Annotated in this window: 19 protein-coding genes and 1 pseudogene; 17 read left to right on the top strand and 3 right to left on the bottom strand. The window is 56.9% G+C overall.

Annotation, left to right across the window (positions count from 1 at the left end; all coding sequences use genetic code 11):
• Positions 1-16 precede the first annotated feature (16 nt).
• From ABVR31_RS15860 to nhaR, 7 genes are all read left to right on the top strand, one after another.
• The gene (locus ABVR31_RS15860; RefSeq protein ID WP_288443851.1) at positions 17-1,441 is read left to right on the top strand and encodes a cytochrome ubiquinol oxidase subunit I; all 1,425 of its coding nucleotides are present in this window, start codon (positions 17-19) and stop codon (positions 1,439-1,441) included.
• Positions 1,442-2,446, top strand: coding sequence for a cytochrome d ubiquinol oxidase subunit II (cydB, locus tag ABVR31_RS15855; RefSeq protein WP_058759654.1), 1,005 nt, complete (start codon positions 1,442-1,444; stop codon positions 2,444-2,446). It abuts the gene before it with no gap.
• 1 nt (position 2,447) lies between these two features.
• Complete coding sequence (locus ABVR31_RS15850) at positions 2,448-2,615, top strand: DUF2474 domain-containing protein (protein ID WP_021507606.1); 168 nt, start codon at positions 2,448-2,450, stop codon at positions 2,613-2,615.
• Between the two features lie 510 nt (positions 2,616-3,125).
• A complete protein-coding gene (locus ABVR31_RS15845) occupies positions 3,126-3,992 on the top strand; it encodes a helix-turn-helix domain-containing protein (protein ID WP_058780419.1) in 867 nt (288 codons plus the stop codon).
• Positions 3,993-4,243: 251 nt separating this feature from the next.
• Positions 4,244-4,387, top strand: a complete 144-nt coding sequence (locus tag ABVR31_RS15840; protein ID WP_164861030.1) for a hypothetical protein — start codon at positions 4,244-4,246, stop codon at positions 4,385-4,387.
• Positions 4,388-4,577: 190 nt separating this feature from the next.
• Complete coding sequence (gene nhaA / locus ABVR31_RS15835; protein WP_338670519.1) at positions 4,578-5,756, top strand: Na+/H+ antiporter NhaA; 1,179 nt, start codon at positions 4,578-4,580, stop codon at positions 5,754-5,756.
• Positions 5,757-5,785: 29 nt separating this feature from the next.
• The gene (nhaR, locus tag ABVR31_RS15830) at positions 5,786-6,688 is read left to right on the top strand and encodes a transcriptional activator NhaR (RefSeq protein ID WP_372773415.1); all 903 of its coding nucleotides are present in this window, start codon (positions 5,786-5,788) and stop codon (positions 6,686-6,688) included.
• A 51-nt stretch (positions 6,689-6,739) separates the two neighbouring features.
• Here nhaR and rpsT read toward each other — a convergent pair whose 3' ends face one another.
• Positions 6,740-7,003, bottom strand: a complete 264-nt coding sequence (gene rpsT, locus ABVR31_RS15825) for a 30S ribosomal protein S20 (RefSeq protein ID WP_013507813.1) — start codon at positions 7,001-7,003, stop codon at positions 6,740-6,742.
• 319 nt (positions 7,004-7,322) lie between these two features.
• Here rpsT and ribF point away from each other — a divergent pair, with 319 nt between their 5' ends.
• The 10 genes and pseudogenes from ribF to folA all read left to right on the top strand — a co-directional run bounded on the left by ribF (position 7,323) and on the right by folA (position 21,064).
• Positions 7,323-8,261, top strand: a complete 939-nt coding sequence (gene ribF / locus ABVR31_RS15820; RefSeq protein ID WP_150059233.1) for a bifunctional riboflavin kinase/FAD synthetase — start codon at positions 7,323-7,325, stop codon at positions 8,259-8,261.
• A gap of 27 nt (positions 8,262-8,288) precedes the next feature.
• Positions 8,289-11,108, top strand: coding sequence for an isoleucine--tRNA ligase (gene ileS / locus ABVR31_RS15815; protein WP_088516070.1), 2,820 nt, complete (start codon positions 8,289-8,291; stop codon positions 11,106-11,108).
• Positions 11,108-11,608: a signal peptidase II gene (gene lspA / locus ABVR31_RS15810; protein WP_021507598.1), complete on the top strand. Its 501-nt coding sequence runs from the start codon at positions 11,108-11,110 to the stop codon at positions 11,606-11,608. Before ileS ends, lspA begins: the two co-directional genes overlap by 1 nt.
• 9 nt (positions 11,609-11,617) lie before the next feature.
• On the top strand, positions 11,618-12,088 hold the full coding sequence (gene fkpB, locus ABVR31_RS15805) for an FKBP-type peptidyl-prolyl cis-trans isomerase (RefSeq protein ID WP_021507597.1): 471 nt from the start codon (positions 11,618-11,620) through the stop codon (positions 12,086-12,088).
• The gene (gene ispH / locus ABVR31_RS15800; protein WP_021507596.1) at positions 12,069-13,022 is read left to right on the top strand and encodes a 4-hydroxy-3-methylbut-2-enyl diphosphate reductase; all 954 of its coding nucleotides are present in this window, start codon (positions 12,069-12,071) and stop codon (positions 13,020-13,022) included. Before fkpB ends, ispH begins: the two co-directional genes overlap by 20 nt.
• 223 nt (positions 13,023-13,245) lie before the next feature.
• Positions 13,246-14,060 (top strand): annotated as a pseudogene (gene dapB / locus ABVR31_RS15795) (4-hydroxy-tetrahydrodipicolinate reductase).
• Between the two features lie 470 nt (positions 14,061-14,530).
• On the top strand, positions 14,531-15,679 hold the full coding sequence (gene carA, locus ABVR31_RS15790; RefSeq protein WP_238561184.1) for a glutamine-hydrolyzing carbamoyl-phosphate synthase small subunit: 1,149 nt from the start codon (positions 14,531-14,533) through the stop codon (positions 15,677-15,679).
• Positions 15,680-15,692: 13 nt separating this feature from the next.
• Positions 15,693-18,917 carry a carbamoyl-phosphate synthase large subunit gene (carB, locus tag ABVR31_RS15785; RefSeq protein WP_021507592.1) on the top strand — a complete coding sequence of 1,075 codons (3,225 nt, stop codon included), beginning with the start codon at positions 15,693-15,695 and terminating at the stop codon, positions 18,915-18,917.
• Positions 18,918-19,152: 235 nt separating this feature from the next.
• A complete protein-coding gene (locus tag ABVR31_RS15780) occupies positions 19,153-20,295 on the top strand; it encodes a porin (protein WP_058774843.1) in 1,143 nt (380 codons plus the stop codon).
• A gap of 286 nt (positions 20,296-20,581) precedes the next feature.
• Positions 20,582-21,064, top strand: a complete 483-nt coding sequence (gene folA, locus ABVR31_RS15775) for a type 3 dihydrofolate reductase (RefSeq protein WP_031279709.1) — start codon at positions 20,582-20,584, stop codon at positions 21,062-21,064.
• Between the two features lie 176 nt (positions 21,065-21,240).
• Here the strand turns inward: folA and apaH are convergent, their stop codons facing one another.
• Both apaH and apaG read right to left on the bottom strand, forming a co-directional pair.
• Positions 21,241-22,110, bottom strand: coding sequence for a bis(5'-nucleosyl)-tetraphosphatase (symmetrical) ApaH (apaH, locus tag ABVR31_RS15770; RefSeq protein WP_058759644.1), 870 nt, complete (start codon positions 22,108-22,110; stop codon positions 21,241-21,243).
• A 52-nt stretch (positions 22,111-22,162) separates the two neighbouring features.
• Entirely contained in the window at positions 22,163-22,540 is a 378-nt protein-coding gene (gene apaG, locus ABVR31_RS15765) for a Co2+/Mg2+ efflux protein ApaG (protein WP_021507588.1), read from the bottom strand.
• Positions 22,541-22,544 lie beyond the last annotated feature (4 nt).

The raw sequence follows: 22,544 nt of genomic DNA, 5'->3' as shown, positions 1-22,544 counted from the left end.
GGCAAAGAGGTAAGCAATGTTTGGATTAGATGCCTTCCACCTGGCCAGGATTCAGTTCGCCTTTACTGTTTCCTTCCATATTATTTTCCCGGCCATCACCATCGGTCTCGCCAGTTTCCTGGCGGTGCTCGAAGGCATGTGGCTGAAAACCCGTAACGAGACCTATCGCGATCTCTACCACTTCTGGTCCAAAGTCTTTGCCGTTAACTTTGGTATGGGCGTGGTGTCCGGATTGGTGATGGCGTATCAGTTTGGTACCAACTGGAGTGGCTTCTCGCAGTTTGCCGGCAGTATTACCGGTCCGCTGCTGACCTATGAAGTACTCACCGCCTTCTTCCTTGAAGCGGGCTTCCTCGGCGTGATGCTGTTTGGCTGGAACCGCGTTGGGCCGGGCCTGCACTTCTTTGCCACCTGCATGGTTGCGCTCGGTACCATCATCTCGACCTTCTGGATCCTCGCGTCCAACAGCTGGATGCATACCCCGCAGGGCTACATCATAGAGAATGGCATCGTGGTGCCGCAGGACTGGTTCAGGATTGTCTTCAACCCGTCGTTCCCGTACCGCCTGTTCCATATGTCGGTGGCGGCCTTCCTCGCCAGCGCCTTCTTTGTTGGCGCGTCTGGCGCGTGGCATCTGCTGCGCGGTAACGATAACCCGGCAATCCGCAAAATGTTCTCCATGGCACTGTGGATGGCACTGATCGTGGCGCCGATTCAGGCGATGATCGGCGATGCGCACGGCCTGAATACCCTTGAGCATCAGCCGGCAAAAATTGCGGCGATTGAAGGCCACTGGGAAAACCCGCCGGGGGAAGCGACGCCGCTGATTCTGTTCGGTATTCCGGATATGGATGAAGAGCGCACCAAATATGCGCTTGAAGTGCCGTACCTTGGCAGCCTGATTTTGACCCACAGCCTGGACAAACAGGTCCCGGCGCTGAAGAGCTTCCCGAAAGAGGACCGCCCGAATTCGCTGGTGATCTTCTGGTCGTTCCGCGTCATGGTGGCGATGGGCCTGCTGATGATCACCCTCGGCGTGCTGAGCCTGTGGCTGCGTTACAAAAAGCGGCTGTATAACTCCCGGCCGTTCCTGTGGTTCGCCCTGCTGATGGGCCCGTCCGGCCTGATCGCCATTCTTGCCGGCTGGTTTACCACGGAAATTGGTCGTCAGCCATGGGTGGTGTACGGCGTGCAGCGCACCATTGATGCGGTGTCGGCGCACGGCGACCTGCACATGAGTATCAGCCTGCTGGCCTTCATCCTCGTCTATTCATCGGTGTTTGGTGTCGGCTATGTCTACATGATGCGCCTGATTAAGAAAGGTCCGCTGACCGGCGAAGGTAAAGATGTGCGCCACGGTGGTCCGGGGCAGGGCAAAACGCCTGCGCGTCCGCTTTCTGCTGCCCATGAGAGCCTGAACGAACCGCAGGAGGGTAAATAAATGATCGATTTCTCCATTATCTGGTTCGCCATTATCGTGTTCGCCACCCTGATGTATATCGTGATGGATGGCTTCGATCTTGGCATCGGTATCCTGTTCCCGTTCAATAAAGATGCGGTTGAGCGCGACATGATGGTGAATACCGTTGCGCCGGTCTGGGATGGTAACGAAACCTGGCTGGTGCTGGGCGGTGCCGGTCTGTACGGTGCGTTCCCGCTGGCCTATTCGGTGATTGCCGATGCGCTGGCCATTCCGCTCACCGCGATGCTGATTGGCCTGATTTTCCGTGGCGTGGCGTTTGAGTTCCGCTTCAAGGCCACGGAAGAGCACCGCGCGTTCTGGGATAAATCATTTATCGCCGGTTCACTGCTGGCGACCTTCAGTCAGGGCGTTGCGGTCGGTGCGATTATCGACGGCTTCCCGGTGAAAGGGCGCGAGTTTGCCGGCTCGGCGATGGACTGGCTGGCGCCGTTCCCGCTGTTCTGCGGCGTCGGTCTGGTGGTGGCGTACGCGCTGCTGGGCTGTACCTGGCTGATCATGAAAACCGAGCATGAGCTGCACCGAAAGATGTCCGCGCTGGCGACGCCGCTGGTGATCGCGCTGCTGCTGATTGTCGGCATTATCAGCCTGTGGACGCCGTTCACCCACGATGCGATTGCGCACCGCTGGTTCAGTCGTCCTAATCTGTTCTGGTTCCTGCCGGTGCCGGTACTGGTGCTGCTGTGTTCGTGGGGCATCGTGCGCGCCATCAAGCGCGAGGCGCACTACTCGCCGTTCCTGCTGACGCTGGCGCTGGTGTTTCTCGGCTTCTCCGGCCTTGGTATCAGCGTATGGCCGCACATTATTCCGCCGTCGATCACCATCTGGGACGCCGCGTCACCGCCGCAGAGTCAGGCCTTTATGCTGGTCGGTAGCTTACTGATTATTCCGGTGATTCTGGGTTACACCTTCTGGAGTTATTACGTGTTCCGCGGAAAAATCAAAGCCGACGAAGGATACCACTGAGATGCAAACCGAGGTCAGCAATATGAACAACCCCACTGAAACGAAAGCCCCCTGGTGGAAGCGCGTGCTGTGGTTAGTAATCATCTACGGCGCAAGCGTGCTGGCACTGGGCGTGGTGGCATCACTGTTTCGTATGATGATGACGGCAGCGGGCATGCGTTCGCACTGAGTAGTCGATGAGGGCGGGTACGCCTGCCCGGTTGATTAAGCATTATCGGTCGCCATCAATGGCGACCCTACAGGTGATGCACGATTTTCACAGGGTGCGCATTGATGCGCACCGAGCATGTGTCGGCCCATCAGATTGACCAGCATTTGGTCGCCATTAATAGCGCACCGACAGAGTACTACCGCGATTTTGTAGGGTGCGCATTGATGCGCACCGATTATGTGTCGGCTCATCAGATTGGCCAGCATTTGGTCGCCATACATGGCGCCCCGACAGAGTACTGGCACGATTTTCGTAGGGTGCGCATTGATGCGCACCGATATGAATCGAATTATCAATGCCTCTCATGCGCGATGCCGTTAAGACGATAAAGGTTAGTCACCTAAGCAATTAATGCTTTTCCCGTCTCGCTGTCTTTACTCTTCCTTACGTTATCCATACGATTTTGTTATATTTATGTGACGGATTACGCAAAAGCACCGCCTTTCCCAACCCATTCAATTAAAAAAAATGCTCAGCCTGAATCTGAAAAAACAGTACATCAACGATCTGGTGGACTGGATCGAGGCCAATCTGACCGACGAGCTCAACATCGATCTGATTACCCTGAAATCCGGTTACTCCAAGTGGCACATGCAGCGCATGTTCAAAGAGATGACCGGCCAGACGCTGGCCTCGTACACGCGCAAACGTCGTCTGACGCTCTCTGCCATGGCGCTGCGCCTGACCAGCATGCCGCTAATTGATATCGCCGTGCGGTTTGGCTTTGATAATCAGCAAAACTTTACCCGGGTGTTTAAAAGCCACTTCGCCATGACGCCAGGCGCTTATCGCCGCATCCCGGAAATGCAGATGAAAGACTTCCACAGCCGCATCTCCACCCAGCGGCAGTGGGTGAGTGCGCGCCTGGCAGAGAAGCCGGAGCTGAAGTTGTGTGGAGAAGTGATCGAGTGGGAGTGCCGCTTCGGCGAATACATTGACCACCACAATCACGTGGTGGCGCAGCATACGCGTGATTTCATCGCCTTCGCCGGCCAGCACGTGCAGCGTGGCTGGCTGGGTTTTCAGTTCAGTCCGGGCGTCAACTCCAGCGATCAGCAGCATATCAGTCTGTTCCAGGCGCTGGAGAGCCAGTACGCCGACGTGCTGACCGGCAATGTACAGAACTGGACCGGTGAAAGCGGACTGTATGCGGAGATTGACTGGCACGGCGCGCCGGAAGAGATCAATGCGTTCACCGCAGAGGTGTACTACAACCATCTGCCTGCGCTCGGCGTGGCGCGGCGGCCGGGCAAGGACCTGATTAAGCTCGATCTCCGCTACAGCACGCCGGATTTGCTGCAGGGCACCTTTTACATTCCGGTCAAAGTCGGATAATGCATAAATCGTGCGGTAAAATGTGATAAACCGCACGATTTTATAAATTCCTGCGCCTGAGTGGCGTAAAATCCTTCACCGAAACCTGACTGACCGTGGAAAACACTGTTTGCCACCTCTCAGGCTGGATCATCACCTGCATGCCTGGTCCATTCCGGACCGTTATAGTGAAAAGACAAAAAATTATGCGACTTCTACCGTTGTTACTTTCAACAGCGCTTGTGGCGTTTTCCGCGCTGGCAAGTGCCCAGATGGCTGAGCCTTTCTCACCGCCAGGCGGTCTGCATCCGCATCAGCCTCACTGCGCCCAGCATGAGATTGCCGGCGATAATGCGCTGCCACAGCAGCGTACGGATGACGTGACGCTGCTGACCTGCACTAACCACCAGGCCTGACGGCGCGCTACCTGCTTAGTGACCAGCGCCGTATCGCGTCGGTCCGCTTTCAGCCTCTCCCTCCGCTGCAATACGCCCGGCCTGGCGAATAACTCGAAAATCCCGAGCAATAAACGAGACATAAGCTGCTTTTAACGAGGTGTTACAGCGGCTAAACTTCTCCACCAAATGTCTCTGCTCAGGAGGAGTTGTGAACAAACCCCGTAGTATTCGAAGCTTGCTGAAAAGCTTTATCGAAAGTGACGCCAGCAACGGCATGGTGCTGATTCTGGCGGCGGTGGCGGCGATGGTGCTGGCCAATAATGCCGCCACCGCGCAGGGCTATCAAAACCTGCTGGCGGAGCCGGTACAGATTCGCTTCGGCGCGCTGGATATCAGCAAAAACCTGCTGCTGTGGATTAACGATGCGCTGATGGCGCTGTTCTTTCTGCTGATTGGCCTCGAAGTGAAGCGCGAACTGATCAGCGGCGAGCTGGCCAGCCGCGACCGCGCGATCTTCCCGGTGATTGCTGCGCTGGGCGGCATGGTTGCGCCGGCGCTCATTTTCCTGCTGTTCAATCATGATAACGACGTTGCCCGCAACGGCTGGGCTATTCCCACGGCCACCGATATCGCCTTTGCGCTCGGTGTGCTGGCGCTGCTCGGCAGCCGGGTGCCGGCGGCGCTGAAGGTGTTCCTGATGGCGCTGGCGATCATTGATGACCTCGGTGCCATCGTGATTATTGCGCTGTTCTATACCAGCGATCTGTCAGTGCTGTCGCTAAGCGTGGCGGGTGGCGCTATCGTGCTGCTGGCGATCCTCAATCGCTGCGGTGTGCGCAACATCGCGGTGTATATGCTGGTGGGCGTGGTGCTGTGGACCGCGGTACTGAAGTCCGGTGTGCATGCCACGCTGGCGGGCGTGGTGGTGGGCTTCTTTGTGCCGCTGGAGGAGAAAGAGGGACACTCACCGGCTGAGCACCTGGCGCACGGCCTGATGCCGTGGGTGAACTGGCTGATCCTGCCGCTGTTCGCGTTCGCCAACGCCGGCATCTCGCTCAGCGGCATCACCTTTGGCGATGTGCTGTCGCCGGAGCCGCTTGGCATTATCCTCGGTCTGCTGATTGGTAAACCGTTAGGTATCACGCTGTTCTGCTGGCTGGCGGTGAAGCTGCGGCTGGCGGCGTTGCCGGGCAGCACCACCATTCGCGACATTATGGCAATCGGCGTGCTGTGCGGTATCGGCTTTACCATGTCGATCTTCATCAGCTCGCTGGCGTTTGACGCCGCGCATGAACAGCTGGTGACGTTCTCGAAGCTGGGCATTCTTAGCGGTTCACTGCTGTCGGCGGTGATAGGTTATACGCTGCTGCGCATCAAACTGCGCTAATAAGGAGAGGCGCAAGCCTCCTTTATGGTATGAATCAGCTCAATTTTAATCATCTCTACTACTTCTGGCAGGTGTGCAAAACCGGTTCGGTGGTGCGCGCCGCTGAAGTGCTGTGCCTCACGCCGCAGACCGTAACCGGCCAGATCAAAGCGCTGGAAGAGCAGCTGGATGGCGTGCTGTTTCGCCGTCAGGGGCGCGGTCTGGTGCCCACCGAGCTGGGGCAGCTGGTGTTCCGCTATGCCGATCGCATGTTTATGCTCAGCCAGGAAATGCTTGATATCGTTAACTACCGCAAGGAGTCGCATCTGCTGTTTGATGTTGGCGTGGCGGATGCGCTGTCAAAACAGTTGGTGAGCAAGGTGCTGGAAACGGTGGTGATGGCCGGCGAGAAAATTCAGCTGCGCTGCTTTGAATCAACGCATGAAATGCTGCTGGAGCAGCTCAGCCAGCACAAGCTGGATATGATCCTCTCCGACTGCCCGATAGATTCAACCCAGCAGGCCGGGCTGTTTTCGGTCAAGCTCGGCGAATGTCCGGTTAGCTTCTGGTGTAATGCGCCACTGCCTGAGCTGCCGTTTCCGGCCTGTCTGGAGCAGCGGCGCCTGCTGCTGCCCGGCCGGCGTTCGATGCTGGGGCGCAAGCTGCTGAACTGGATCCACAGCCAGGGGTTACAGGTTGAGATTCTCGGTGAATTTGATGATGCGGCGCTGATGAAGGCGTTTGGCGCGCAGAACAACGCGATCTTTGTCGCACCGACGCTGTACGGAGATGACGTCTATCGTGACGATAGCGTGCGCGAGATCGGCAGGCTGGAGACGGTGATGGAGGAGTATCACGTTATTTTTGCCGCGCGTATGATTCAGCATCCGGCGGTGCAGAGCATCTGCCATCGCGACTTCAGCGCGCTGTTCAGCCACGGATCGCAGGCATAAAAAAACCGGCGAAGCGCCGGTTCTTTTAACAAAGCGATAAACAGACGGCGATTAAGCCAGTTTGTTGATCTGAGCAGTCAGGTTTGCTTTATGACGTGCAGCTTTGTTTTTGTGGATCAGACCTTTAGCAGCCTGACGGTCCACGATTGGTTGCATTTCGTTGAATGCGTTCTGCGCAGCAGCTTTGTCGCCGGTTGCGATAGCCGCGTATACTTTCTTGATGAAAGTACGCATCATAGAACGATTGCTCGCGTTATGCTTGCGACGTTTCTCAGATGTTACGGCGCGTTTCTTAGCTGATTTGATATTAGCCAAGGTCCAACTCCCAAATGTGTTCTATATGGACAAATCAAAGGCCGAGGACTATGCCTTTTGCGCCTTCTTTTGTCAATGGATTTGTGCAATAAAGCGTCGTTTTAACTACGACACCCGCTTACGTAATTGATGGCGCAAGATTCTACCAGCAACACCGCGCTGAATACAGTATTTCGCAACAAAATTGTTGTGATGGGGCCGGAGCCGCCAGCCAGCGGGCGCCTGACGCTGAATCAGGCGCAGGAAAGGCACGCAGACGGGTTAACCTGAACGCTATTCAAGGGTATAATCCGCCGATTTCCACCGGTTTGAGTCAGCCATGAAGTTTATCCGCGGTATTTACAATCTGAAAGAGCAGCATCGCGGCTGCGTCCTGACCATTGGTAATTTTGACGGCGTGCATCGCGGCCACCAGGCGCTGATGGCGGAGTTAATTGCCGAAGGACGTAAACGCAACCTGCCGGTGGTGGTGATGCTGTTTGAGCCACAGCCGCTGGAGCTGTTTGCCGGCGACAAAGCGCCGGCGCGCCTGACGCGTCTGCGTGAAAAGCTCAAATACCTCGCACTGGCGGGCGTTGATGCCGTGGTGTGCGTGCGCTTCGATCGCCGGTTTGCGGCACACTCAGCACAAAGCTTTATCAGCGAACTGCTGGTCGACAAGCTCAATGTGAAATTCCTCGCAGTGGGGGATGATTTCCGCTTTGGCGCTGGTCGCCAGGGGGATTTCCTGTTATTACAGAAAGCCGGTGCGGAGTATGGCTTTGAGGTCATCAGCACCCAGACCTATTGTGATGGCGGCAAACGTATCAGCAGTACGGCGGTACGTCAGGCGCTGGCGCAGGACGATTTTGCTCAGGCGCAGCTGCTGCTCGGTCATCCGTTCAGTATTTCTGGCCGCGTGGTGCACGGTGATGCACTGGGACGCACCATTGGTTTCCCGACCGCCAATCTCCCGCTTCGACGCACCGTGACGCCGGTAAAAGGTGTCTTTGCGGTAGAAGTGCTGGGGCTGGGCGAGCAGCCGATTCCCGGCGTGGCAAACATTGGTACGCGCCCGACGGTAAAAGGTCTGCGTCAGCAGCTTGAAGTTCACCTGCTCGACACACATATGAATCTTTATGGGCGCCACATTGAGGTGGTGCTGAAGCAGAAGATTCGCGACGAACAGCGTTTCGCTTCGCTGGACGCGCTGAAAGAACAAATTGCGAAAGATGTGGTGACGGCCCGCCAATTTTTTGGGCTAAAAACACCGGTTTAATGACCGAAATACGGAACCGAGAATCTGATGAGTGACTATAAATCTACCCTGAATTTGCCGGAAACGGGGTTCCCGATGCGTGGCGATCTGGCCAAACGCGAACCGGGAATGCTGCAACGTTGGTATGATGACAACCTGTACGGCATCATCCGCGCAGCCAAAAAAGGGAAAAAAACCTTTATCCTGCATGATGGCCCTCCGTATGCGAACGGCAGCATTCATATTGGTCACTCAGTTAACAAGATTCTGAAAGATATTATCGTTAAGTCGAAGGGCATGGCGGGCTTTGACTCGCCGTATGTTCCCGGCTGGGACTGCCACGGCTTACCGATTGAGCACAAAGTTGAGCAGATGATCGGCAAGCCAGGCGAGAAAGTCAGCGCAGCTGAATTCCGCGCAGCCTGCCGCAACTACGCGGCGGAGCAGGTTGAAGGCCAGAAGAAGGACTTCATCCGCCTTGGCGTGCTCGGCGACTGGGATCGTCCTTATCTGACCATGAATTTCCAGACCGAAGCCAACATCATTCGCGCGCTGGGCAAGATCATCGGTAATGGCCATCTGCACAAAGGCGCCAAGCCGGTGCACTGGTGCATGGACTGCCGTTCCGCGCTGGCGGAAGCGGAAGTGGAGTATTACGACAAAACCTCACCTTCTATCGACGTGATGTTTAACGCGCTGGACGCCGACGCGGTACGCGCGAAGTTTGGCGTTGCGGCGTCGGAAGGCCCGGTTTCACTGGTTATCTGGACCACCACGCCGTGGACTATGCCGGCAAACCGCGCCATCTCGCTGCATCCGGAATTCGACTACCAGCTGGTGCAGATTGCCGGCCGCAGCCTGATCCTCGCGAAAGATCTGGTGGAATCGGTGCTGAAACGCGCGGGCATCAGCGAGTGGCAGGTGCTGGGCGAATGCAAAGGCGCCGCGCTGGAGCTGCAGCTGTTCCAGCATCCGTTCCTTGAGCAGATCCAGTCGAAAGTGGTGCTGGGCGAGCACGTCACGCTGGACGCCGGTACCGGTGCGGTGCACACCGCGCCAGGCCACGGTCCGGATGACTATGTGATCGGCCAGAAGTACGGCATCGAAACCGCTAACCCGGTCGGACCGGACGGCGCGTATCTGCCGGGCACCTATCCAACCCTGGATGGCGTTAACGTATTTAAAGCCAACGACATGATCGTTGCGCTGCTGCAGGAGAAAGGCGCGCTGCTGCACGTGGAAAAACTGCTGCACAGCTATCCGCACTGCTGGCGTCATAAAACGCCAATCATCTTCCGGGCTACGCCGCAGTGGTTTATCAGCATGGATCAGAAAGGCCTGCGTGCGCAGTCGCTGAAAGAGATCAAAGGCGTGCAGTGGATCCCGGACTGGGGTCAGGCGCGTATCGAAGCGATGGTCGCTAACCGTCCGGACTGGTGCATCTCGCGTCAGCGCACCTGGGGCGTGCCGATGGCGCTGTTCGTCCATAAAGAGAGCGAGCAGCTGCACCCGGATACGCTGGAGCTGATGGAGAAAGTGGCGCAGCGCGTCGAGCAGGACGGCATTCAGGCGTGGTGGGATCTCGATCCGCGCGATCTGATGGGCGATGACGCCGATCACTACGTCAAAGTGCCGGATACCCTCGACGTCTGGTTTGACTCCGGATCGACCAGCTTCTCGGTGGTGGATGCGCGTCCGGAATTTGACGGGCACGCACCGGATATGTATCTGGAAGGCTCGGATCAGCATCGCGGCTGGTTCATGTCGTCGCTGATGATCTCCACGGCGATGAAAGGCAAAGCGCCTTACCGTCAGGTACTGACCCACGGCTTTACCGTCGACGGTCAGGGCCGCAAAATGTCGAAATCCATCGGCAATACCGTGGCACCGCAGGACGTGATGGACAAGCTGGGCGCGGATATTCTGCGTCTGTGGGTGGCCTCAACCGACTACTCCGGTGAGATGGCCGTATCCGACGAAATCCTGAAACGGGCCGCCGACAGCTATCGCCGTATCCGTAACACCGCGCGCTTCCTGCTGGCCAACCTTGCAGGCTTCAATCCGGCGACAGACTGCGTCAGCCCGGAAGAAATGGTGGTAGTGGATCGCTGGGCTGTCGGCCGTGCGCTGGCGGCACAGCAGGATATTGTGCAGTCGTACGAGAACTACGATTTCCACGAAGTGGTGCAGCGTCTGATGCACTTCTGCTCCATTGAGATGGGCTCGTTCTACCTCGACGTGATCAAAGATCGTCAGTACACCGCGAAGGGCGACAGCCTGGCGCGTCGCAGCTGCCAGACCGCGCTGTGGCATATCGCTGAAGCGCTGGTGCGCTGGATGGCGCCGATCATGTCGTTCACCGCGGATGAGATCTGGGGCTATCTGCCTGGCGAGCGTCCACAGTACGTGTTCACCGAAGAGTGGTATCAGGGCCTGTTTGGTCTGGCGCAGGATGAAGCGCTGAATGATGCTTACTGGGCAGAACTGCTGAAAGTGCGCGGTGAAGTAAACAAGGTTATTGAGCAGGCGCGCAGCGACAAACGCATCGGCGGCGCACTCGAAGCCACCGTCACGCTGTACGCCGATCCGGAACTGGCGGCGAAGCTGCAGGCGCTGGGCGATGAGCTGCGTTTCGTGCTGCTGACCTCGGGCGCGACCGTGGCGGATTATGTGACGGCCAGCGACGAAGCACAGCAGAGCGAGCTGTTAAAAGGTCTGAAAATCGCGCTGCATAAAGCAGAAGGCGAGAAATGTCCGCGCTGCTGGCATTACACTACTGACGTCGGCCAGAATCCGGAGCATGCTGCGGTGTGTGGACGTTGCTACACCAACGTAGCCGGAAACGGTGAAGTGCGGAAATTTGCCTGATGAGTAAACTGTGCTCAACCGGACTGCGCTGGGTATGGCTGGTGCTGGTGGTGATCGTGGTCGATTTTGCCAGCAAGCAGTGGGTCATGAACAACATGATGCTGCATGAAACCCAGCCGCTGATGCCGTTCCTGAACCTGTTCTACGCGCACAACTATGGCGCGGCGTTCAGCTTCCTGGCAGACAAAGGCGGCTGGCAGCGCTGGTTCTTTGCCGGTATTGCCATCGCCATTGTGGTGTCGCTGCTGGTGATGATGTATCGCAATCGCGCCAGCAATAAATTAACCAACATTGCCTACGCGCTGATTATTGGCGGGGCGCTGGGTAACCTGTTTGATCGTGCCTGGCACGGCTTTGTGGTCGACTTTATCGACTTCTATGTCGGTGACTGGCACTTCGCCACCTTTAACATTGCCGACTGCGGAATCTGCATCGGTGCGGCGCTGGTGGTGCTGGAGGGCTTTCTCAGCCCGAAAGGCAAACAGGTCACGAATAAATAAGGGTAACAGATGACAGACATCGTTCAGCGCGACAGCGCGCTGCTGGTGCATTTTACACTGAAGCTGGAGGATGGCTCGACGGCTGAATCCACGCGCGCCAACGGCAAGCCTGCGCTGTTCCGTCTGGGAGATGGCAGCCTGTCGGCGGCGCTGGAGCAGGAGCTGGTCGGGCGTAAAGTGGGCGATCAGCACGCCTTTACGCTCGAGCCGGAAGACGCCTTTGGCGCTGCCAGCCCGGATCTGATCCAGTACTTCTCGCGCCGTGATTTCATCGACGCGGGCGAGCCGGAAGTCGGTGCCATCATGCTGTTCAGCGGCATGGGCGGCAGCGAAATGCCGGGCGTGATTCGTGAAATTTCCGGTGACTCGATTACCGTCGATTTCAACCATCCGCTGGCGGGTCAGCGCATTAAATTCGAGATTGAAGTGCTGGAGATCGATCCGGTGCTGGAGGCCAGCGATGCAAATCCTGTTAGCTAACCCACGCGGTTTCTGTGCAGGCGTCGACCGCGCCATCAGCATTGTCGAGCGGGCGCTGGAGATGTATGGCGCGCCAATCTACGTGCGTCATGAAGTGGTGCATAACCGCTACGTGGTTAGCAGCCTGCGCGAGCGCGGTGCGATCTTCATTGAAGAGATCAGTGAAGTACCGGACAACGCCATCCTGATTTTCTCGGCACACGGCGTTTCCCAGGCGGTACGCGCCGAAGCGAAAGCGCGCAGCCTCACCATGCTGTTTGACGCCACCTGTCCGCTGGTGACTAAGGTGCATATGGAAGTGGCGCGTGCCAGCCGTAAAGGTGTGGAAGCGATTCTCATCGGCCACGCCGGCCATCCGGAAGTGGAAGGCACCATGGGCCAGTACAGCAACCCGAACGGCGGTATGTATCTGGTGGAGTCGCCTGAGGATGTGTTTAAGCTGCAGGTAAAAGATGAAAACAACCTGTGCTTTATGACGCAGACCACGCTGTCGGTGGATGATACCTCGGACGTGATCGATGCGCTGCGTCAGCGCTTCCCGGCAATCATCGGACCGCGTAAGGATGATATCTGCTATGCCACCACCAACCGCCAGGAAGCCGTGCGTGTGCTGGCGCAGGATGCGGAGGTGGTTCTGGTGGTCGGCTCGAAAAACTCCTCCAACTCGAATCGTCTGGCGGAACTGGCGCAGCGTGCTGGCAAGCTGGCGAAGCTGATTGATTCTGCGGATGATATTCAGGAAGAGTGGGTCAAAGGCGTGCAGTGTATCGGCGTTACCGCCGGCGCTTCGGCTCCGGATATTCTGGTGCAGCAGGTGATTCAGCGCCTGCGTGAGCTGGGCGGCGAAGCGGCAATTGAGCTGATAGGCCGTGAAGAGAATATCGTGTTTGAAGTGCCGAAAGAGCTGCGCGTCGACGTACGCAACGTGCAGTAAGCACTTCAATTTGCTGACAGAAACAGGCCGACAATGTTCGGCCTTTTCTTTATCCTTTGTCACCTCAGCCGTGACTTCCAGCGGGCGGGATTGCTTTTACTGATAATCTATCGCGGCTGGCCTAAAATTCTTATTATCCCGTTATTATTGTGGCGTGACTGTTATCTGACCGTTAACCTGTTTACGCTTTGCATGCATAGTTTTGTATCAGGAATGAATAAATATGAGTGAAATCCGCATTGCTATTGTTGGTGCGCCGGGTCGCATGGGACGCAATCTGATTCAGGCCGCACAGCAGGCGGAAGGCGTGGTGTTAGGCGCGGCGCTGGCGCGCAGCGGTTCCTCGCTGCTGGGGGCGGATGCCGGTGAACTGGCGGGAATCGGCAAAACCGGCGTACGGGTGACCGACGATCTGCAGCAGGTGGTGAATGATTTCGATGTGCTGATCGATTTCACCCGTCCGGAAGGCACGCTGGAATATCTGGCGTTCGCCGTCAGCATCAAAAAGCGATGGTGATTGGCACCACCGGTTTTGATGAAGCCGGTAAGGCAGCCATCCGTGAAGCGGCTGAAGAGATTGGCATCGTATTTGCCGCGAACTTCAGCGTCGGCGTCAATCTGGTGCTTAACCTGTTACAGCAGGCGGCAAAAGTGATGGGCGACTATGCGGATATCGAGATTGTGGAAGCGCATCACCGCCATAAAGTGGATGCGCCATCAGGCACGGCGCTGGCGATGGGAGAGGCGATTGCCGACGCCATGCACTGGAAGCTGGATGAGCACGCGGTTTACGCGCGCGAAGGCCATACCGGCGAGCGCAAGGCGCAAACCATCGGCTTTGCCACCGTGCGCGCGGGCGATATTGTCGGTGAGCACACCGCGATGTTTGCGGATATCGGCGAGCGCGTAGAGATTACGCACAAGGCTTCCAGCCGTATGACCTTCGCCAACGGGGCCGTTAAGGCTGCTGCGTGGTTAAAAGATAAGAAATCTGGCCTTTATGATATGCGTGATGTGCTGGATTTATCGATGTTGTGAGTGTTGTGAACCATCGTGATGTGGTTATTTCAATCGGTAAGATATTGATTGAACGGGGCAATGTTTTCATTGCCCTTTATTTTGTCTGTAAAATGGCAATCTTAATGTGATTTTTGTTTGTGATGGTTATTTTTGTGACTTATCTGCACGTTTTTTCATGTCGAGTGGCTTTTTTTGACCATTTGGTCAAAAATATACGCATTCAGCCGGTGTTTTGCCATTAATTGCGTCAGGCAACCGATTATTTATCGGAGATCTCTCACTATTTTGTCGCCTTGCTTCACTTTTAACATTCAGTATCCCGAAATATACAAAAAAATAACCGCTCAGGGTAGACAATCACCAGGTCGATCATTAGAATGCGCGCAATTTGCCAAAAATCGAGCGGTCAGGCGGTTTTTGCATTGATTCAGCGCATCATTTTGAATTAATATGCAGATATTGTGACTGTTTATTCCCTGGAGGATGTTTTGATTAAGTCAGCGCTCTTGGTTCTGGAAGACGGAACCCAATTCCACGGTCGGGCCATCGGGGCAATGGGATCGGCAGTGGGGGAGGTCGTTTTCAATACGTCAATGACCGGTTATCAAGAAATCCTCACTGATCCTTCCTATTCCCGCCAGATCGTCACCCTCACTTATCCTCATATCGGCAACGTTGGTGCCAATGCCGCCGATGAAGAATCCAGTCAAATCCATGCTCAGGGCCTCGTCATCCGCGATCTGCCGCTGATTACCAGCAACTTCCGCAGCGAAGAGAGCCTGTCAGCCTATCTGCAGCGCAACAATATTGTCGGTATCGCCGATATCGATACGCGCAAACTGACGCGCCTGCTGCGTGAGAAAGGGGCGCTGAACGGCTGCATCATCGCCGGCGACAGTCCGGATGCGGCGCTGGCGTTGCAGAAAGCCCAGGCGTTCCCGGGCCTGAAAGGCATGGACCTGGCGAAAGAAGTGACCACGGCGGAAACCTACGCGTGGCAGCAGGGGAGCTGGGCGCTGAAAGGCGGCCTGCCCGAGCAGCAAAGCGCTGACGCGCTGCCGTTCCACGTGGTGGCTTATGACTACGGCGCCAAGCGCAACATTCTGCGCATGCTGGTGGATCGCGGCTGTCGCCTGACGGTTGTCCCGGCGCAAACGCCGGCTGATGACGTGCTGGCGCTGAATCCGGACGGGATTTTCCTGTCAAATGGCCCTGGCGACCCGGAGCCGTGCGACTACGCCATCAGCGCGATTCAGGCTTTCCTGAAAACTGACATTCCGGTGTTTGGTATCTGTCTTGGCCATCAGCTGCTGGCGCTGGCCAGCGGTGCGAAAACCGTGAAGATGAAGCTTGGCCATCACGGTGGCAACCATCCGGTGAAAGACCTCGATAACAACACCGTGATGATCACCGCGCAGAACCACGGTTTTGCCGTCGATGAAACCAACCTGCCGGCTAACCTGCGCGTGACCCATGTTTCCCTGTTTGACCAGACCGTACAGGGCATTCACCGCACCGACAAACCGGCGTTCAGCTTCCAGGGACATCCGGAAGCCAGCCCAGGCCCGCACGATGCGGCGCCGCTGTTCGATCACTTTATCGAACTGATCGAAGCTTACCGTTCTAACGCGAAGTAATCAGGAGCCCACGATGCCAAAACGTACTGACATAAAATCTATCCTGATCCTTGGCGCTGGCCCGATTGTGATTGGCCAGGCATGTGAATTCGATTATTCAGGTGCGCAGGCGTGTAAAGCGCTGCGTGAAGAGGGATACCGCGTCATTCTGGTGAACTCTAACCCGGCCACCATCATGACTGACCCGGAAATGGCGGATGCGACCTACATCGAGCCTATCCACTGGGAAGTGGTGCGTAAAATCATTGAAAAAGAGCGCCCGGATGCGGTGCTGCCGACCATGGGGGGCCAGACCGCGCTGAACTGTGCGCTGGAGCTGGAGCGCCAGGGTGTGCTGGCCGAGTTTGGCGTGACCATGATTGGTGCCACCGCCGATGCGATTGATAAAGCCGAAGACCGTCGCCGCTTCGACGTGGCGATGAAGAGCATCGGTCTGGATACCGCACGTTCCGGTATCGCGCACACCATGGAAGAAGCGCTGGCGGTAGCGGAAGAGGTTGGTTTCCCGTGCATCATTCGTCCGTCATTTACCATGGGCGGCACCGGTGGCGGTATCGCTTACAACCGCGAAGAGTTTGAAGAGATTTGCGAGCGCGGCCTCGATCTGTCGCCAACCAATGAGCTGCTGATTGATGAGTCGCTGATTGGCTGGAAAGAGTACGAGATGGAAGTGGTGCGTGATAAAAACGACAACTGCATCATCGTCTGCTCGATCGAAAACTTTGACGCCATGGGGATTCACACCGGTGACTCCATCACCGTGGCGCCAGCCCAAACGCTGACCGATAAAGAGTATCAGATCATGCGTAACGCCTCGCTGGCGGTACTGCGTGAAATCGGTGTCGAAACCGGCGGTTCCAACGTCCAGTTCTCGGTGAACCCGAAAGATGGCCGCCTGATCGTTATTGAGATGAACCCGCGCGTGTCGCGTTCTTCAGCGCTGGCCTCGAAAGCGACCGGCTTCCCGATTGCCAAAGTCGCGGCCAAGCTGGCGGTGGGCTTTACCCTCGATGAACTGATGAACGACATCACCGGTGGCCGTACGCCGGCCTCGTTCGAACCGTCCATCGATTACGTCGTCACCAAGATTCCCCGCTTCAACTTCGAGAAGTTTGCCGGTGCCAATGACCGTCTGACCACGCAGATGAAGTCGGTTGGTGAAGTGATGGCGATTGGCCGCACGTTCCAGGAGTCGATGCAGAAAGCGCTGCGCGGTCTGGAAGTGGGCGCCAGCGGCTTCGACCCGAAAGTGGATCTGGATGATGGCGAAGCCCTGACCCGTATCCGCCGCGAGCTGAAAGATGCCGGTTCTGACCGCATCTGGTATATCGCTGATGCGTTCCGTGCCGGCATGTCGGTCGACGGCGTGTTTAACCTGACCAACGTTGACCGCTGGTTCCTGGTGCAGATTGAAGAGCTGGTGCGCCTGGAAGAGCAGGTGGCGCGCGAAGGTGTCAACTCGCTGAGCGCGGATTTCCTGCGTGCGCTGAAGCGTAAAGGCTTTGCCGATGTGCGTCTGGCAACGCTGGCCGGTGTGGCGGAAAGTGAAATCCGCAAGCTGCGTCATCAGTTCAACCTGCATCCGGTTTACAAGCGCGTGGATACCTGTGCGGCAGAGTTCGCCACGGACACCGCCTACATGTACTCCACCTATGAAGAAGAGTGCGAAGCCAATCCTAATCAGGATCGCGACAAAATCATGATTCTGGGCGGCGGGCCAAACCGTATCGGTCAGGGCATTGAGTTCGATTACTGCTGCGTGCATGCGGCGCTGGCGCTGCGTGAAGACGGTTACGAAACCATCATGGTCAACTGTAACCCGGAAACCGTGTCAACTGATTACGACACCTCAGACCGTCTCTACTTCGAGCCGGTAACGCTGGAAGACGTGCTGGAGATCGTGCGCATCGAGCAGCCAAAAGGCGTTATCGTGCAGTACGGTGGCCAGACGCCGCTGAAGCTGGCGCGCGCGCTGGAAGCGGCTGGCGTGCCGGTGATTGGTACCAGCCCGGATGCCATTGACCGCGCGGAAGACCGTGAGCGTTTCCAGCAGGCGGTGGATCGCCTGAAACTGAAACAGCCAGCTAACGCCACGGTGGCGACGCTGGAACAGGCGGTAGAGAAAGCCGCAGGGATTGGCTATCCGCTGGTGGTGCGTCCTTCCTACGTGCTGGGCGGCCGGGCGATGGAAATCGTCTATGACGAAGTGGATCTTAAGCGCTACTTCCAGACTGCGGTGTCCGTGTCCAACGATGCGCCAGTGCTGCTGGATCGTTTCCTCGATGACGCGGTGGAAGTGGACGTCGATGCGATTTGCGACGGCGAGCGCGTGCTGATTGGCGGCATCATGGAACACATTGAGCAGGCGGGCGTGCACTCCGGTGACTCGGCCTGTTCGCTGCCGGCGTACACCCTGAGCACTGAGATTCAGAACGTGATGCGCCAGCAGGTGGAAAAGCTGGCCTTTGAACTCAACGTACGTGGCCTGATGAACGTGCAGTTTGCGGTCAAGGACAACGAAGTTTACCTGATTGAGGTGAACCCACGTGCCGCGCGTACCGTGCCGTTTGTCTCCAAAGCCACCGGCGTGCCGCTGGCGAAAGTGGCTGCACGCGTGATGGCTGGCAAAACCCTGGCTGAACAGGGCGTGACCGAAGAGGTGATTCCGCCGTACTACTCGGTAAAAGAAGTGGTGCTGCCGTTCAACAAATTCCCGGGCGTGGACCCGATTCTTGGTCCGGAAATGCGTTCGACCGGTGAAGTGATGGGCGTGGGCCGCACCTTCGCGGAAGCATTCAGCAAAGCTATGCTGGGCGCGCAGAGCAATATGAAGAAGCAGGGGCGTGCGCTGCTGTCGGTGCGTGAAGGCGACAAGAAACGTATTGTTGACCTGGCCGCGAAGCTGCAGAAGTTTGGCTTCGAGCTGGATGCGACGCACGGTACCGCCGTGGTGCTGGGTGAAGCCGGCATCAATCCGCGCCTGGTGAACAAGGTGCACGAAGGGCGTCCGCACATTCAGGATCGCCTGAAGAACGGTGAGTACACCTACATCGTCAACACCACCGCAGGACGCCAGGCGATTGAGGATTCTAAACTGATTCGCCGCAGCGCGCTGCAGTACAAAGTGCATTACGACACCACGCTGAACGGTGGTTTTGCCACCGCGATGGCGCTGAATGCGGATCCGACCGAAAAAGTAATTTCGGTGCAGGAAATGCACGCGCAGATCAAAGGCTAAACCGCCTGCTCTGTGACTAAACGGCCCCGCGCGGGCCGTTTTTTTTGGCCTGTTTTGCCTGTGCTGCATAAGTTTATACGTTACAAATCTATTGATTTGACATAATTTTTATCAGTTGATGCGAAACCAGTTACATTCAGGCGTATCCGCACAAAATTATAAATACCTCTCCGCTAAGCGCACCGTACTATTCCGCAGCTCAATCATAGAGCGCTCACCTTTACGGGATATAAAAATGAAAATGCGTGCTTTCACTCTCAGCGCAGTGGCTGCGTTACTTGTTGCTGCACCTCTAGCCAGTCAGGCGGAAATCACCCTGCTGAAGCAGGATCCGCAGGCCGGCGATCCGCTTAGCCGTCTTGATTTCAAAGTGGGCGGCAGTATTCGTCCGCAGTATCTGCACCAGAACGGGGTTAACGATAAATCGTATAAGCGTAACGGCTACGACGGCGGTTCACGTTTCCGTTTCAGCGCCAACTACTACCTGTTTGACGATGTCAGCTGGGTGGGTTACTACGAGCTGGGCGTTAACTTCCCGGCATGGTGGGGCTGGGATAACCACTATGCGGACGGCGCCCATAACACCACGCGTCGCCAGCTGTATACCGGTTTCAAAAGCGCATCGCTGGGCGAGCTCTATTTTGGCCAGCAGAACAGCGTTTATTACGATGTCGTCGGCGCTAAAACCGATATCTGGGACTACGATATGCTGGCCCAGGCACCGGGCAACGGCATCAACGGTGACTACGACGGATCTTACCGCTCGCGTAAGATGCTGAAGTATAAAAACACCTTTGGCGATGCGGATGTCTATGCCGCTTATTTGTTTGAAGATGACGATTATCTGCCGGGTAACGGCCTGCGCTACAAGCGTAAGGGCGGCGGTTCGCTGGGTGTGAACTATCACATCACCAAAGATCTGGCGTGGGGCACCGCGTGGAACTACACCCGCGCGGATATCCGCAATCCGGGCAATGGCGACAGCAAGCGTTACGACCAGAATATCTACGGCACCGCGCTGAGCTGGACGCCGGACAACTGGACGCTGTCCGCCGGTGCGGGCTGGTATGAGAACTTCTCGCCAACTAAACGCAACACCGTTAACAACTACTTCGCGGATGATGCGTGGGGCGTTGAATACTTCGCCGGTTATAAATTCCCGATCGGCCAGTATGCTGTGAAGAGCATCCAGCCGTACTTCATGGGCGATCGCCTGGAGTTCGTCAACGGACGTAACTACAAGCGTATCGATAACGGCGTGGGCGTCAGCGCGCAGCTCGACTACGGTTTCCGCGTCGACTACGAGTACGTGATCACCTCCAGTACCGATAAATCTCTGGGCAACGTTAATCTGGTGCGCCTGCGCTACGATTTCTGATGCGTAAATCAACGGCTCCTGCGGGAGCCGTTTTTTTTGGCGGGCACAGTGCGCTTTTCTTTACACAGCGCGCGGGCAGCGCTGAGCATCACCCTGAGTTGTAGCGCCTTCACCGCGAATTCTGGCGGCTCTTTCCGCTAACGGCCGCAAAGCCGGAGTAAAACTCTGTCGGTCAGACAAAACGCCGAGCCAAGCGGGCTTTACGTAAATAGCACGGTCGTCCTATCGACGAAAGTTTCACCTTTACGTATCATTGCGCCAATTTTTTTCCTGTAGGTCTTTTAACATGATTAGTTTGATCGCGGCACTGGCAGCAGATCGTATTATTGGCATGGAAAACGCCATGCCATGGCACCTGCCTGCCGACCTCGCGTGGTTCAAGCGCAACACGCTGAACAAACCGGTGATTATGGGCCGTCTGACCTTTGAATCGATTGGTCGCCCGTTACCGGGACGCCTGAATATTGTGGTCAGCAGCCAGCCCGGCAACCATGACGGCGTGACCTGGGTGACGTCGCCGGAAGAAGCGATTGCCGCAGCGGGTGAGGCAGAAGAGATCATGGTGATTGGTGGTGGCCGGATTTATGCGCAGATGCTGGCGCGCGCCGATCGTCTGTATCTGACGCATATCGATGCGGAAGTGGAAGGCGACACCCAGTTTCCGGATTACGAGCCGGACGAGTGGCAGTCGACGTTCAGTGAGTTCCACGATGCCGATGCGCAGAATTCGCACAGTTACTGCTTTGAGATTCTGGATCGCCGCCGTTGAGAATGGCCAGGTGCGCATGAATGCGCAGCCTGTAAAGGCAGGGATCAATCGCTGTTTTTGACGCGATAAACCCGTGCAATATCAGGCTGATGGCTGTCACGGTACAGATGGTCGTTGTAGGGTCGCCATTTATGGTGACCCAAAAAAAGCCCCGCTAACATCGCGGGGCTTTTTGTTTACTGCATATCGCTCAGGGGGGAGGGCGCATTCACCGCGCTTTCCGCCATGGCCTGGTCACGGTTCGAGACCTGGGTGTAATACTGGCCGCTCTCCCAGTGCAGCAGGGTCAGCGTTCCGCCCCAGCAGCAGCCGGTGTCGAGCCCGATCACATGCTCTGGCGTGCCTTTTCCTTCCAGCGAAGCCCAGTGACCAAAGATTTGCGTATAATCGCTGCTGATTTTGCCGGGCACCTGGAACCACGGTTTCAGCGGCGGCGGCGCTGAGGCGGGTGCCTCTTTGCAGATCATATCGAGCTGACCATTGGGGAAACAGAAGCGCATGCGCGTCAGCGCATTGGTGCTGAAACGCAGGCGCGCCAGTCCGCTCAGCTCCGGTGTCCAGTTGTTCGGCATGTCGCCATACATGGCATCGAGAAACAGCGGATAGCTGTCGCTGGATAAGACCGCCTCAACTTCGCGCGCGCACTGCTGTGCCGTCTCCAGATCCCACTGCGGCGTAATGCCAGCATGAGCCATCAGCAGCTTTTTCTCTTCATCCACCTGCAGCAGCGGCTGGCGCCGCAGCCAGTTAATCAGCTCGTCGGCATCGTCCGCTTCCAGCAGGGGCGTCAGGCGATCCTTGGGCTTGTTACGGCTGATACCGGCATACACTGCCAGCAAATGCAGGTCATGGTTGCCCAGCACCATGCGCACACAGTCTCCGAGCGACCTGACGTAGCGCAGTACCTCAAGCGAACCCGGACCGCGCGCTACCAGGTCGCCGGTCAGCCAGAGCTCGTCCTGCTGCGCATCGAAATTGACCTGCGCCAGCAGCGCACGTAATTCGTCATAACAGCCGTGAATATCGCCAATCAGGTATGTACTCATTAAGTCAGTCCGATGAAAACGCGCCGCCCGGACTGGCCGGGCGGAGGAGGAATTAGTGAATGTGGGTTTGCACCGCGAGGCGGAACACCGGAATCTCCACGTGGAAGGTCTCGCCCTCTTCGTCGATCATCACATAGTGTCCCTGCATGGTGCCCATCGGCGTTTCCAGAACCGCACCGCTGGTGTACTGAAACTCATTGCCGGGCGCGATATGCGGCTGCTCACCGACCACGCCTTCACCCTGCACTTCGGTCTCGCGCCCGTTGCCATTGGTGATTAGCCAGTAGCGGCTGCGCAGCTGCACGCTGTTGCGCCCGAGGTTACGGATGGTGATGGTGTAGGCAAACACGTAGCGATCCTCATCGGGAGAGGATTGCGATTCCACATACTGACTCAGTACCTGAACACAAACGCGGGCCAGTTCACTCATGCAC

The organism is Pantoea sp. WEP, assembly GCF_041678305.1.
GTDB classification, from domain to species: domain Bacteria; phylum Pseudomonadota; class Gammaproteobacteria; order Enterobacterales; family Enterobacteriaceae; genus Pantoea; species Pantoea dispersa.
This window is presented reverse-complemented; position numbering and strand designations above follow the sequence as displayed.